Annotated in this window: 17 protein-coding genes; 9 read left to right on the top strand and 8 right to left on the bottom strand. The window is 61.1% G+C overall.

Annotated elements, in window-relative coordinates; genetic code table 11:
- The first annotated feature begins 147 nt into the window (after positions 1-147).
- The 5 genes from ACP148_RS04050 (at position 148) to ACP148_RS04030 (ending at position 3,973) form a co-directional block, all read left to right on the top strand.
- Positions 148-1,824 (top strand): ABC transporter ATP-binding protein, encoded by a 1,677-nt coding sequence (locus tag ACP148_RS04050; protein ID WP_421951313.1) that lies wholly within the window; start codon positions 148-150, stop codon positions 1,822-1,824.
- A gap of 63 nt (positions 1,825-1,887) precedes the next feature.
- Positions 1,888-2,376, top strand: a complete 489-nt coding sequence (locus ACP148_RS04045; protein ID WP_421951312.1) for a MaoC family dehydratase — start codon at positions 1,888-1,890, stop codon at positions 2,374-2,376.
- Complete coding sequence (locus tag ACP148_RS04040; RefSeq protein WP_421951311.1) at positions 2,373-2,924, top strand: MaoC/PaaZ C-terminal domain-containing protein; 552 nt, start codon at positions 2,373-2,375, stop codon at positions 2,922-2,924. Before ACP148_RS04045 ends, ACP148_RS04040 begins: the two co-directional genes overlap by 4 nt.
- Positions 2,921-3,274: a DUF423 domain-containing protein gene (locus ACP148_RS04035; RefSeq protein ID WP_421951310.1), complete on the top strand. Its 354-nt coding sequence runs from the start codon at positions 2,921-2,923 to the stop codon at positions 3,272-3,274. The genes ACP148_RS04040 and ACP148_RS04035 overlap by 4 nt, the downstream gene beginning before the upstream one ends.
- 522 nt (positions 3,275-3,796) lie before the next feature.
- Complete coding sequence (locus ACP148_RS04030; RefSeq protein WP_421951309.1) at positions 3,797-3,973, top strand: hypothetical protein; 177 nt, start codon at positions 3,797-3,799, stop codon at positions 3,971-3,973.
- A 106-nt stretch (positions 3,974-4,079) separates the two neighbouring features.
- Here the strand turns inward: ACP148_RS04030 and ACP148_RS04025 are convergent, their stop codons facing one another.
- On the bottom strand, positions 4,080-4,484 hold the full coding sequence (locus tag ACP148_RS04025) for a winged helix-turn-helix transcriptional regulator (RefSeq protein ID WP_421951308.1): 405 nt from the start codon (positions 4,482-4,484) through the stop codon (positions 4,080-4,082).
- A 90-nt stretch (positions 4,485-4,574) separates the two neighbouring features.
- Between ACP148_RS04025 and ACP148_RS04020 the strand changes: the two genes are divergently transcribed.
- A complete protein-coding gene (locus ACP148_RS04020; protein ID WP_421951307.1) occupies positions 4,575-5,417 on the top strand; it encodes an SDR family oxidoreductase in 843 nt (280 codons plus the stop codon).
- Positions 5,418-5,447: 30 nt separating this feature from the next.
- Here ACP148_RS04020 and ACP148_RS04015 read toward each other — a convergent pair whose 3' ends face one another.
- The 5 genes from ACP148_RS04015 to petA all read right to left on the bottom strand — a co-directional run bounded on the left by ACP148_RS04015 (position 5,448) and on the right by petA (position 9,136).
- A complete protein-coding gene (locus ACP148_RS04015; RefSeq protein ID WP_421951306.1) occupies positions 5,448-5,981 on the bottom strand; it encodes an adenine phosphoribosyltransferase in 534 nt (177 codons plus the stop codon).
- Positions 5,982-6,061: 80 nt separating this feature from the next.
- Positions 6,062-6,265 (bottom strand): hypothetical protein, encoded by a 204-nt coding sequence (locus tag ACP148_RS04010; protein WP_421951305.1) that lies wholly within the window; start codon positions 6,263-6,265, stop codon positions 6,062-6,064.
- A 231-nt stretch (positions 6,266-6,496) separates the two neighbouring features.
- Positions 6,497-7,321 carry a cytochrome c1 gene (locus ACP148_RS04005; protein WP_421951304.1) on the bottom strand — a complete coding sequence of 275 codons (825 nt, stop codon included), beginning with the start codon at positions 7,319-7,321 and terminating at the stop codon, positions 6,497-6,499.
- Between the two features lie 22 nt (positions 7,322-7,343).
- Positions 7,344-8,597, bottom strand: coding sequence for a cytochrome b (locus ACP148_RS04000; RefSeq protein ID WP_421951303.1), 1,254 nt, complete (start codon positions 8,595-8,597; stop codon positions 7,344-7,346).
- Positions 8,598-8,611: 14 nt separating this feature from the next.
- Positions 8,612-9,136, bottom strand: a complete 525-nt coding sequence (gene petA / locus ACP148_RS03995) for a ubiquinol-cytochrome c reductase iron-sulfur subunit (RefSeq protein ID WP_421951302.1) — start codon at positions 9,134-9,136, stop codon at positions 8,612-8,614.
- Between the two features lie 229 nt (positions 9,137-9,365).
- On the opposite strand from petA, the gene ACP148_RS03990 reads away from it, so the two are divergent.
- The 3 genes from ACP148_RS03990 (at position 9,366) to ACP148_RS03980 (ending at position 11,096) form a co-directional block, all read left to right on the top strand.
- Positions 9,366-9,836, top strand: coding sequence for a tRNA (cytidine(34)-2'-O)-methyltransferase (locus ACP148_RS03990; RefSeq protein ID WP_421951301.1), 471 nt, complete (start codon positions 9,366-9,368; stop codon positions 9,834-9,836).
- A 103-nt stretch (positions 9,837-9,939) separates the two neighbouring features.
- Entirely contained in the window at positions 9,940-10,836 is an 897-nt protein-coding gene (hemF, locus tag ACP148_RS03985) for an oxygen-dependent coproporphyrinogen oxidase (protein WP_421951300.1), read from the top strand.
- Positions 10,837-10,910: 74 nt separating this feature from the next.
- Positions 10,911-11,096, top strand: a complete 186-nt coding sequence (locus ACP148_RS03980) for a DUF1059 domain-containing protein (RefSeq protein ID WP_421951299.1) — start codon at positions 10,911-10,913, stop codon at positions 11,094-11,096.
- 1 nt (position 11,097) lies between these two features.
- On the opposite strand, the gene ACP148_RS03975 is transcribed toward ACP148_RS03980, so the two are convergent.
- Both ACP148_RS03975 and ACP148_RS03970 read right to left on the bottom strand, forming a co-directional pair.
- A complete protein-coding gene (locus ACP148_RS03975) occupies positions 11,098-12,300 on the bottom strand; it encodes a CCA tRNA nucleotidyltransferase (protein WP_421951298.1) in 1,203 nt (400 codons plus the stop codon).
- Positions 12,290-12,919 (bottom strand): CoA pyrophosphatase, encoded by a 630-nt coding sequence (locus tag ACP148_RS03970; protein WP_421951297.1) that lies wholly within the window; start codon positions 12,917-12,919, stop codon positions 12,290-12,292. Before ACP148_RS03970 ends, ACP148_RS03975 begins: the two co-directional genes overlap by 11 nt.
- Position 12,920: the final 1 nt, after the last annotated feature.

Raw genomic sequence — 12,920 nt, 5'->3', positions numbered from 1 at the left:
CCCGAAGCCCAAGGCAGCGAGATCGATGAGACGAAAGCCCTGATCGCCGAGCGGGAACAATAGTATGGCGCGACGCTGAAGCCGGCAGTTTACCCTGCCCGCGGCGAATCGCCTATTGTTGCTTGCCCGGCACGCCAGGAGCGGAAAATGAAACTCGATCTGGCGCTGGTTTCCCCGCCGCTCAAATCCATAATGGGCAAATACCTGCGCTCGGCACGGGGTATACTGACCCTGGTGATCGCGCTGACGGTGCTGGGCACGCTAGCCACCATCACGGCGCCCTTCGTCTTTTCCCGCCTGATAGACCAGCTCGATCCCGCCAATTTCGCACAGGGACTGATCTGGGGGTTCATGGCCTATGCCCTGTTGATGGGCGCCGCCTTCACCATCCAGCGCATGTCGAGCTTTCTGACCTTCATGACGTCCGAGAGCCTGAACTTTGTCACCTCGACAGCGTTTTTCGAGCGCCTCGCTGGCAAAGCGTCCGCGTTCTTTCTCGATCACAACCCGGTTGAAATCGAGACCGCCCAGCACCGGGGCCTCGAAGCGCTCAATATCGTGGTTCAATTCAGCCTCGCGGCGCTTTTGCCCGGCGGACTGCAGGTGATCTTGAGCCTTGTAATGCTCGGCACGGTGCTGAGTCCCGACATTGCCCTGATCGTGGTGGTCTATGGCATCGCTTATATCGCGCTCGTGGCACGGGCGACGCGGCAGACCCGCGTTCATCTCGACGACGCCATCGAGCACTCCCAGGCCAGTTCGCGCTTTATCGGCAACGCCATTTCCAGCATGGACACCCTGCGTCAGTTCAGCTCCGCACGCTGGATGATCGGCCAGTTCACCACCCGCCAACACTCGGCCCACCAGGCATGGCGGCGCTATGCGATGACCCATGTGCGCTATGCACTGCTGTTCGGGCTGGCGCTGGCGGGTCAATTCGCGCTGACGCTATGGTTGCTCGTGCCTCGTGTTGCGCAAGGCAGCCTGACGGTCGGCGACCTTGTGCTTTTCAATTCGCTGCTTCTGCAACTCAATATGCCTTTTCAGATGATGGGACAGGCCATTCAGCAGATGGCGCAATCGTACTCCAAATTCCTGCCCTTCGCCCGTATGTGGCAGGCCGAAGCCCATGACGACTTCGAGCGCCCCGGCGACTTCGCCCTGACCGATGGCACGGTCACCTTCGCCGATGTCGGCTATCTCTACGCCAACGGGCGCGGGGTTCGGGGCGCAAGCTTTGTCGCCCGTCGCGGCACGATTACCTATATCACGGGCGATACAGGCTCGGGCAAATCGACATTGTTCAAGCTACTGCTCAAATCGATGAGCGCTCAATCGGGCGCCGTCACCGTCGATGGCGTGCCCATCGACACCGTCTCGCGGGCCGACTGGTTCGCCCATGTCGCCGCCGTGCCCCAGGACGTGGTGTTGCTCAACGATACCCTGGCCACCAACATCGTTCTGGGCCGCCCCCATGATCCAGACCGATTGCGCCGCGCGGCCGAGCGCGCCGCTGTTGTTGGCTTTATCGACGGTCTCGAAGACGGATTTGAGACGGTGGTTGGGGAGCGCGGTCTGAAACTCTCCGGCGGAGAACGCCAACGCATCGCCATCGCCCGAGCGCTCTACGCCGATCCAGCCATCGTGCTGCTCGACGAAGCCAGTTCAGCGCTCGATGCCGATACCGAAAAGGACATAATGGACCAGTTGCGCCTGATCTGCGGTCAGGTAACGATCATCGCCATAACCCACCGGCTCAGCGTTATCGCACCCGGCGATACCGTTGTCGCCATCGAGCCTGCTGAACGTCAGGACCAATCCTAGAACCGCCCCTTGCTTCGCCGCTGGCCATGGGGCACAATCAGTGTTGACGTTAAGGACAACCAAGTGACCAATTCGATAACTGAAAATCGGCGCCATTTCGAGGACCTGACGGTCGGCGAAACCATCGCCCTGGGGCCGCGCAAGGTCAGCAAGGCGGACATCATCGAATTTGCCACCGAGTTCGATCCGTTTCCCTTTCATCTCGACGAAAAGGCGGCCCGCGAAAGCCTGCTTGGCGGGCTGGCCGCCAGCGGCTGGCAGACCGGCGCGCTGTCGCTGCGCATGCTGGTCGATGCGTTCCTTTCCAAAATCGCCTCGATGGGCGGGCTCGGCTTCACCGACCTCAAGTGGAAACGACCGCTGATGAAGGATGACACGCTGTCCGGCACCGCGACGGTCACCTCCCTGCGCCGGTCGGCAAGCCACGCCAATATGGGCATCGTCACCATCGGTTTTGACATGCGCAACCAGAAGAACCAGCAGGTGATGACCCTCAACCTCACCAATCTCGTCGAGGTGCGCGATCCGTCTACGGCGGGGAGCGTCCAATGACCCGCTGGTTCGAAGACGTTCAGGTCGATCTGCCCTTCGACCTGGGCACTCACACCTTCACAGCCGAGGAAATTATCCGCTTCGGAAAGCTGTACGATCCGCAATATTTTCACGTCGATTCCGACGCGGCCGCCCAGTCCCATTTCGGCGGGCTGGTCGCCTCGGGCTGGCACACGGTCAGCGTCGGGCATCGGCTGATGGTTGACCGTTTAGAGGCTGAACAGGACGTGGTGCGCGCCGAAGGCGGAGAGCCCGGGGTCTCAGGGCCGTCGCCCGGCGTCAATCGCATGGATTTCAGGGCACCAGTGCGTCCCGGAGATACCGTGCGCTACACGTTGACCGTGACCGGCAAACGCCGGTCCAACTCCATTCCCGGTTGGGGCCTGCTGTTCAATCTGATCGAAGCTCACAATCGAGATGGTGAACTTGTCTATTCGGCCGACCTTGTGGGGTTCTCCAAGCTGCGCGACTACAGGATGCCGCTGCGCCTGCGCGCCATGATGGCCCTGACCAAGGTGCCGGGCCTGAAAACCCTGGTGCGCGGATGAGCCCGCTCGACCGCACCGCAATCGTCCTCGCCGGGCTGCTCGGCGCGTCCGGAATTGCCGCAGCGGCGGCTTCCTCCCACGCCGGGGCCGCGCTGCTCGGCCCCTATTCACTGATCGCGCTGAGCCATGCGCCAGCCATTCTCGCCCTGGCGCTGGCACCACTGCCGCGCATATTCAATTGGGCCCTGATCGGACTGATGATTGGTGCAGGGCTATTCTGCGCCGATCTGGCGCTGCGCTATTTCGCCGGCGCCTCGCCACTGCCGCTGCTCGCCCCTATCGGCGGCATGACACTGATCGCGGGCTGGCTGCTGTTGCTCATTGGCGGCGTTTTCGGGCGAGACGGTTGACAGGACCATTTTCCTGTGTTTTCTTTGCGGCGTTCTCAGAACCGATGATGAGGCTCCGACTCCGATGATCTGATACCGTACCGCGTCAGCGCAGATGCCCAAGTCCACACCTTGCCTATCAATGGCAATGGGCGGTGACAATGGCGGCGGTGATGATGGATCTGTCGGATCAAGGAGAGTTGGTGATCGGTTGCCTGTGGTGCCATCCCCTTCCTGAAAGCGTTGCGCAGCCGGTTGGCGAAAGCCATATATCGCTGTAACACGCTGTAATAGAGCGTAAATTTCGCCGCTCTATCCGCGTCCATCCACCCAAATGTCAAGCGACCGCGAATGCTCCCCTGGGGGCGTTCACACGGCATCTACGCTGCGCGATTTTTCCAGCTCGTAACCGGCACATGCGACGGCCCTGTCCGGCCGCTTCGCCGTGACCATTTCAAGACCGATTGTTCCTTCGCCGAACCCCGTTCGAGCGAACAGGAACGATATTGAGAGATAGGACTATCATCCTATATTGGAGTTGCCATGAAAGGGAAGATGTACAAGCTCACCGGAACGGGACGCTTTGGTAAGTCCCCTGCCCTCAAGGGCCCGCGCAGCGGACCGCCGCTGCCGGGGCGGCGCAAGGACAAAATCGAGAACCATATGCCCAGAACCGATAGCCTGCCGCTGCCCCTGCCCGACAAATTGCGGGGCAAATAGATCTGGCTGGAGCGTGTCCAGCAAAGGCATGTCCTCGACCCGATTGGGGATGGAAACGGTTTTGCGGTTCGGACGCGCGACAAAACAAAGGCTTGGGGCCGGCCAATCAGCCGGCCCTTCTTTCTTCCCAAACGGCCCCGATCCGCGGAAGGTTGGTCTCGATCCAATCGGCCAGCCCGCCCACCCTCTCGGCAGCCTCGCGTCCCAGTGGCGTCAGGCTGTACTCGACATGGGGCGGAACGACCGGATAGGCGCGGCGATCGACCATGCCGTCCTCCTCGAGCCATTGCAGGGTCTGGGCCAGCATGCGTTCGCTCACCCCTCCGACCTTGCGCCGCAACTCGCTGAACCTGTGGGTTCCCTGCAAAAGCGCGATCAGCACCAGAACGCCCCACCGGCTGGTGAGGTGTTTGAGCACCTCGCGTGATGGGCAGGCTTCGGAAAACAGATGCCCCCGTTCCATGGCATGTGCCAGTGGACCCTTGGCGTGCGGAGTATCCTTCGTCGTCATCTTCATACTTACCTTTGTGTGCGTACTTACTTTTTGTAAGTTATGACTTTATATCGATCAACGCAACGCGACAACAACGGAGTTGATCTCATGTACGCAGTTACCGGAGCCACCGGCCAGCTTGGCCGCCTCGTCATTGCAGCGCTCAAGGAAAAGGGTCTGGGCGTCCAGACAATCGCGCTGGCGCGCGATCCCTCCAGGAGCGCCGACCTCGGTATTCCCACGCGCCCGTTCGATTACGACAAGCCCGAAACCCTCCAACCGGCGCTCGACGGCGTTGAAAAGCTGCTGCTGATCTCGGGCAGCGAGGTGGGCAAGCGCATGCCCCAGCACAAGGCCGTTATTGATGCCGCCGTCCGGGCCGGGGTCAAACATATCGTCTATACCAGCCTCTTGCACGCCGACACGTCCGAGATCGCTCTTGCCCCCGAGCATCGCGAAACCGAAGACGCACTCAAGGCATCGGGGCTCGATTACACGTTCCTGCGCAATTCCTGGTACACCGAGAATTACACGGGCAATCTGGGTGCAGCTCTCGCCAATGGCGCCATTGTCGGATCGGCTGGCGAAGGCAGGCTCAACACAGCCAATCGCGGCGATCTGGCTCAGGCGGCCGCCAATGTGCTGACCTCTGACGGACATGCCGGCAAGACCTACGAACTGGGCAATGATGAGGCCTATACGCTCGCGGAACTTGCCGCCGAGGTTTCGCGCCAGTCGGGCAAGGCGGTTGTCTATAACAACCTTCCCAAGGACGAATACGCGAAAATTCTTGAGGGGATCGGTTTGCCGGCGCCGCTTGCCGATCTGCTCGCCGACAGTGACGCCAAAGCAGCCCGGGGCGCTCTGGCAGACCAAAGCGGGGCCCTGGGCGAGCTGCTTGGCCGTCCCACACAGACTTTGCAACAGGCTGTCGCCGAAGCGCTCGGATAATGGCGGAGGGGAGCGGCTGAAAGGCCGCTCTCAATGCCCCTCGAACGTCATCAGCGCTTTTACACTCACGCCATGCGCGCGCAGTTTTTCAGCCCCGCCGATATCGGGCAGGTCGATAACGAAGCCCGTATGTTCGACCCTGGCCCCGGTGCGCCGCAGCAGGGAAACCGCGGCAATGGCCGTTCCGCCAGTGGCGATCAGGTCGTCGATCAGCAACACATTGTCATTACCATCCACGGCATCGGCATGGATCTCGATGGTATCCACGCCATATTCGAGCGCGTAATTCTGCCCGATGGTCTCACCAGGCAATTTGCCGGCCTTGCGCACCGGCACGAACCCCACCCCCAGCGCTATGGCAACGCCCGCGCCGAAAATGAACCCTCGCGCCTCGATGCCCGCAATCTTGGTGATTCCCATGTCGCGATGGGCCGCCGCCAGCCGCTCGCAGCTCTCGCTGAAACCTGCTGAATTCTCAATCAGCGATGTGATGTCGCGAAAGATGATGCCGGGCTTGGGATAGTCGGGAATCGAGCGCACGAGCGCCTTGAGGTCGGTGGCCATGAAGCAGAGTTCCCAAGGGAAAAAAGTTGGGTGGATTGATTGGGCGCGGCGTGAAGCAGCCGGTGTGGTCGGCGCTGGCGTCAGAAATAGCGATTGGGGGGCACGATCCTGGCGGTCAGCTCTCCCGCCTTGCGCGCCGCCCGCTTGGTCGCCTCATAGGCCGCCTTCTTACGCTCGTCGGAAACCAGGTTCGGCGCTGCCTTGATGGCTGATCGAACCGCCGGGTTGCGGCTCGCCGCCAGCGCCAGAAAAGCTGCCGTTTTGGCCACCCGAAAAACCGACATCGTTCTCCTCCAATCGATCCCGATCGAGATTGCAGCGTCACCGCAACCACAATAAGACTTTGACGGACGCGGACAAGGGCGAAAATTGCCGCAACAAAAAGGGCCCCGCGGGGCCCTTTTCAATTCGCTCGAGCATTTCAGCGCTTCCCGGAAGCGCTTCAATTGCTCCAGGTCTTTGTTTTGTCACGCTTCCGAACCGGATAAGTGGTAGCCACTTATCCTGGAACCGCTCTAGTGGGCGTCACGCCAGATGCGGCGCTTGACCAGATACATCAGGACAGACAGCCCGATCAGGAACAAGATCACCACAAAACCCATCGACTTGCGCGACATCATGTGCGGATCGGCGGTCCACTGCAGGAAGGCCGCAACGTCCCTCGAATACTGCTCGACCGTTTCCGGTGTCGCCTCATCGGAATAGGAGACGATGCCGTCGGAAAGCGGCGGCGCCATAGCAATGAAGTGACCCGAAAAATACGCATTGTAGCTAATCCCGGGCGTGACCTCGGCGCCCTCGGGCGCTTCCTCATAGCTGGTCAGCAGATTGTAGATGTAGTCGGCACCGGCCTCCTGATAGGCGGTGAAGTAATTGAACACCCACCAGGGGAATTCCATGTGGATGCCGCGCGCCTTGGCCATCAGCGAAAGGTCGGGCGGCGCCTTGCCACTATTGGCTTCAGCCGCGATCTGCTCGGACGGGAACGGGTTGGGCCACCGGTCGGCCGGCACGCCCTCGCGCTCTCCGCCTTCCGCCATCTCGTCGGCGACTGTGTATTCGGCGGCAAGGGCACGAACCTGGTCCTCGCTGTACTGGGGACCACCCTCCTCGGCCAGATTGCGGAACGCTATATATTCCAGCGCGTGGCAGCTTGAGCAGACCTCGCGATAAACCTGGAAGCCGCGGCGCAACTGGTTCTGGTCGTATGTGCCGAACACACCGGCAAAGCTCCAATCCTGCTGGTCGGTGTGCGCATATTCCTCAGCGGCCTGCACGCTGGTGCTACCAAGCGCAAATGCCGCGACGGCGAGTACGCCAAGGATCGTCTTTTTAAACATTATAGTTGTCCTTCGCGCCTTATCAGCCATTTGCCTTGCCAAGCACGCTTTCCGAAATGCTGGCCGGAAGCGGCGCGGGCTTTTCGATGCGTCCCAGGATCGGGAGAATGATGAGGAAGTAGCCGAAATAATAGGCCGTGCAGATCTTGGCCAGCAGCACGTAAATGCCCTCGGCCGACTGCGCACCCAGATAGGCAAGCGCAATAAAGTTGATCACGAAAAGCCAGTAGAACGGGCGGAACAGCGGGCGGAACGAGCCCGAGCGCACCTTGGATGTATCGAGCCAGGGCACCACGAACAGGATCAGCAGCGAACCGCCCATCGCGATGACGCCACCAAGCTTGGAGTCGATGAACAGCACGTTGAAGTCGATGGCCCGCAGCATCGTATAGAACGGCAGCAGATACCATTCGGGCACGATGTGGGCCGGAGTCACCTGCGGATTGCCCGGAATGTAGTTGTCGGCGTGACCGAGAATATCGGGCGCAAAGAACACGAACCAGGCGAACGGGATCAGGAACACAACGAGCGCGAAAAGATCCTTCATCGTGATGTAGGGATGGAAGGGCAGCGTATCGCGGCTTTCCTTTACTTCGACGCCGGTCGGGTTGTTGTTGCCGGGCACGTGAAGCGCCCAGATGTGCAGCACGACGACGGCAGCGATGAAGAAGGGGATGAGATAGTGGAGCGAGAAGAAGCGGTTGAGCGTGGGATTGGCCACCGCGAACCCGCCGAGCAGCAGGGTCTGGATCGCTTCACCGACCAGCGGGATCGCCGAGAAGATGCCGGTGATGACCGTCGCGCCCCAAAGGCTCATCTGCCCCCATGGCAACACGTAGCCCATAAAGGCCGTCGCCATCAGAAGAATGAACAGGATGACACCGAGCATCCAGATGACCTCGCGCGGCGCCTTGTAGGAACCGTAATAGAGGCCGCGGAAAATGTGGACATAAAGGGCGGCAAAAAACATCGACGCGCCCACCGCGTGGGTACCCTGGATGATGCGCCCGTAATTGACGTCGCGGCGGATATGTTCGACCGAGGCGAAGGCCAGGTCGACATGCGGCGTGTAGTGCATCACCAGAATGACGCCGGTCACGATCTGTACGACCAGCATGAAGGTGAGAATGGCGCCGAAGGTCCACCAGTAATTGAGGTTCTTCGGTGTCGGATAATCCATCAGATGTTCTTTGGAGAACCTGACGATGGGAAGACGGTCGTCGAGCCAGCGCTCGATTCCGGTGCCCGGCGTATAATTGCCAGCGTGATTGGCCATGCCCTCTACTCCCCTTAACCGATCTGCACGACAGTGTCGGACAGGAATTCATAGGGCGGCACGACGAGGTTCCTCGGCGCCGGCCCGCGACGGATGCGGCCCGCGGTATCGTAGTGCGAACCGTGGCAGGGGCAGAACCAGCCGTCGTAATCGCCCGATTCCCCGACCGGCACGCAGCCCAGATGGGTGCAGTTGGCAATCATGATGAGCCATTCTTCATGACCCTCGAGCACGCGCTCTTCGTCGGTCTGGGGATCCTTGAGCTCGGAAAGCGGCACGGCACGTGCCTCTTCGATCTCGGCCGGCGTGCGGTGCCGCACGAAAACCGGAAGCCCGCGCCACATGATGGTTACCGAGGAGCCCTCGGCCACCGGAGCAACGTCGAAGCGGATCGAGGCCAGGGCCAGAACCGACGCGTCAGGGTTCAATTGATTGATGAGCGGCCAGGCGGCTCCCGCCACCCCGACCGCACCGACCGCACCGGTCGCGATGTAAAGAAAATCGCGTCGTGTCGCTTTTGTTTCGCTCGCTGTCGCCAAAGCTCTAGATCCCCAAAAGGCCTGCACAAACTTGTTCTGATATCCGCCGGACGCCGGTAATTTACACGCATGGGAACGCGAGTCGGGTCCGTCGCCGCCAGGCGGTGCGGATTTTTGGCTTCTTTTTGCACTGTCTCATGGACTTGTCCAGCCTTGCCAAAGGTGACTTGATCGATCTGCGACACTATACCCACCAAACTTCCGCCAACCCCTTGCCACGGTCCTGCCATTGCCCATCGCCCTAGCGCTCTACCAGCCCGACATCGCCCTCAACACCGGAACGCTGCTGCGGCTCGGCGCATGCCTGGACGTACCGGTCCACATCATCCACCCCACGGGATTTGCTTTTTCCCGCTCAGCACTGAAGCGCTCGGGAATGGACTATCTCGATAGCGTCGAGATGATCGAGCACGACACCTACGCCCAATTTGAGCACTGGCGCAAAAAATTGGGAAAACGGCTCGTCCTGCTGACCACAAAAGCCAGCGCTCCCCATCACGACGCCACCTATGAGGCCGACGATATTGTTATGGTCGGACGCGAAAGCGCCGGGGTGCCCGCAGAAATAGCCGAAAGCGCCGACTTGCGCGTTCGCATACCGATGCGACCGACGGTTCGTTCGCTCAACGTCGCCGTTTCGGCAGCCATCGTATTGGGAGAGGCCCTGCGACAGACCGGTGGATTCGAGCGGCTGGCCTGAACATCAGCGGCCCGCTGACGCATTTGATCCCGGTCAAGCCATACCGACCCGTTCTGACGCATGGTCGCGCTCGCTCCAACGTGATAGGGACCCGGCACAGACCATGAATATGCAGATTTTTACAGCAATGCCCCTACCCGACGACATCGAAGACAAAAAGACCCGCGCCAGCGCCTGGTTCAGATCGGTTCGCGACGATCTGTGCGCCGCGATCGAAGCGCTGGAGAACGAGGTGAGCGGCCCGCACGCCGATCTGCCTCCCGGCCGGTTCGAGCGCGAGGCGTGGGACCGCCCGGCCGGCGGCGGCGGTGAAATGTCGATCATCAAGGGCCGGGTCTTTGAGAAGATGGGCGTTCATATCTCCACGGTGTTCGGAGAATTCTCGCCCGAGTTTGCCAAGCAGATTCCCGGGACCGAGGAAAACGCCCAGTTCTGGGCATCGGGCGTTTCGGTGATCGGCCATCCCTGGAACCCCAACGTTCCCGCCGTTCATATGAATACGCGCATGGTGGTGACGTCCAATTGGTGGTTCGGTGGCGGCGGCGACCTGACCCCGGTGCTCGACGCGCGCCGGACCCAGACCGATCCCGACAGCATCGATTTCCACGCCGCGATGAAAGCGGCCTGCGAGCCTCATGCGCAGGTCGATTACCAGCGCTACAAGGACTGGTGCGACGAATATTTCTTCCTCGCCCACCGCAACGAGCCACGCGGCATCGGCGGGATATTCTACGACCGCCACAACACCGGAGACTGGGACGCAGATTTTGCTTTTACCCAGGACGTGGGCCGTCGTTTCGTCGAAATCTACCCCCAACTGGTGCGCCGCAATTTCAATACGGCATGGACCCAAGAGCAGCGCGAGGAACAGCTCGTGCGACGCGGGCGGTATGTGGAGTTCAACCTGCTCTATGACAGGGGCACGACGTTCGGGCTGAAGACCGGCGGCAATGTGAAATCCATTCTCTCGTCGATGCCCCCAGCCGTTCACTGGCCCTGAGGGAACTTCCGCCGCTCCCGGTCGTTTCCCCAAGCTAGACTTCGTGCAACCCGAAAGGATACGGAGGACCAATCATGAAACGATTTGACGGTGGATCGCTGATACCCGGCGCAACCTGGCACGCAACGGCAGAAAGCGAGGCCGAAGTGGTCCGCAAGGCTGTCGAAAAGCTCAGAGCCGAACACGGCGAAACCGAGGTGCGCCCGGACATGGTCGAGCGCATCAAGGAGCGGATTTTCGACGTTCAGACGCGTCACTGACTCAAGCGGGCCGGACAAGGGCGAGAAGCGCCGCCCGGTTCAGTGAAAATTCGGATTCGATCCAGAGATTTTCCAGCCTTTGAAGTTCGGCCCCGAGATCGGGGCCGGGCGCATATCCGGTCGAAACAAGATCGGAACCGGAAAGGGGAAACGCTCCCGGCTCTATTGCCCTGATGACTCCGGACCGCTCGGTCAGCCAGCTTTCACTCCTACCCTCAATAGTTGCGGCGATAGCCAGAGCCGCCTCCCCTTCACTGCCGTATCGATACGCCAGTTCCGCCAATTTGCCCTGAAGCGCGAGACCGCTCGCCGCCATGAGACGTTCCACGCGGGCAATGGTGACGTTGGAAAGTCTCCACATGCCCCGGAGCAAGCCAATCGCTGCGCCCGACATGCCGATCACGGCCATGCGCATTTCCGCATTGATGGAAAGGGGCATTGCCTCAAGTTGCCCCAAATCGGCCAGGACCGCGGCCGAGAAAAGCTCGGCCGGCAAAACGCCGATGGAATGCATCTCGGCCAGCGCCGCCGCACAGCGCTGATGGGCCATCAGCCGTATCATCTCGTGTCCGACACGCTCGGCCGAAAGGGCACCAAGATCGCCGGCCGCCCGCTGGCAGGCAGCCAGGGCGGACGGATCGAACCGCTGGTTGCCGTGACTGACGGCAAAGCGGAAATAGCGATAGACGCGAAGCCGGTCTTCGGCGATGCGCGCATCGGGATCGCCGATGAACCGGACGTGGCCGGCAAGGCAATCGCTTAGCCCGCCAAGCGGATCGAACAATTCCCCCTCCGGGCCGCAATAAAGCGCGTTCATGGTGAAATCGCGCCGTCTCGCATCCTCGGCCCAGTCCGTCCCGAACGCGACCCTCGCCTTGCGCCCGAAGGTTTCCACATCGCGGCGCAGGGTCGTGACTTCCGCAACGCGCCCGTTGTGAACCAGCGTCATGGTGCCATGATCCATCCCCGTTGGATGGACGCTCATGCCTGCCGCTTTGCCGCGTTCAGCCACTTGATCGGGCAAAAGCTCGCTCGCCATATCGATATCGGGCCGACCGCCCTCAAGCCCGAGCAGCGTATCGCGTACGATCCCGCCAACGGCCCGTGTCCGGCCTTCGGCGCCATCAAGGCACGCGAAAAACGGGCGCGCCGCTTCGAGCCACGGCGCACGCCTTAACCGCTCCAATGCGGCCTCACGGTCCATCACGAGGCTCCGTCAACACGCTATCGCGAAAGCGCCGGGTGAGATTGGCGGTTATGCCCCAGATACGATGACCGTCATGGTCGATCTGCCAGCTTTGCCGCTCCTTTCCGCGATAGATCGCGCGAAAAATGCTGTAGCTCTTTTCATCGATCAGCGTTTCGAGCGGCACCTCGAACACATCGTCAACCTCGCCCGGATTCGGCACGAAGGGGGCGCGGGGATCGACGATGGCGACGACCGGGGTGATGAAATAATTCGTGCCGGTGTAATAATAGGGCATGTAGCCGAGAATTTCCGCGTCGTCACGATGCAGGGCGACTTCCTCATTGGCTTCGCGCAATGCGGCATAGGCGGCGTCCTGATCCTCGGGATCGATCCGTCCGCCGGGGAACGCCACTTGGCCCGAATGCTTGCGCAGGGCGGTCGCCCGCTCGGTATAGAGCACATTGTAACCCGTGCCGCGCTTGACCAGCGCGATCAACACCGCCGCCGGAACCGGCACGGCATTTCCAAGCTCGCTGATGACGAAATCTGCCACGAGATCGGAAGCGTCGGGCATGGGTTCGGCCGCCGGCAACAGCCGCGTCACGATGTCCCTGATATCGCTCTCGCTCGACATT

It is taken from the genome of Pelagibacterium sp., assembly GCF_965249125.1.
Classification (GTDB): domain Bacteria; phylum Pseudomonadota; class Alphaproteobacteria; order Rhizobiales; family Devosiaceae; genus Pelagibacterium.
Note: the sequence above shows the minus strand (reverse complement) of the source record. Positions and strands in the feature narration are given on the sequence as shown.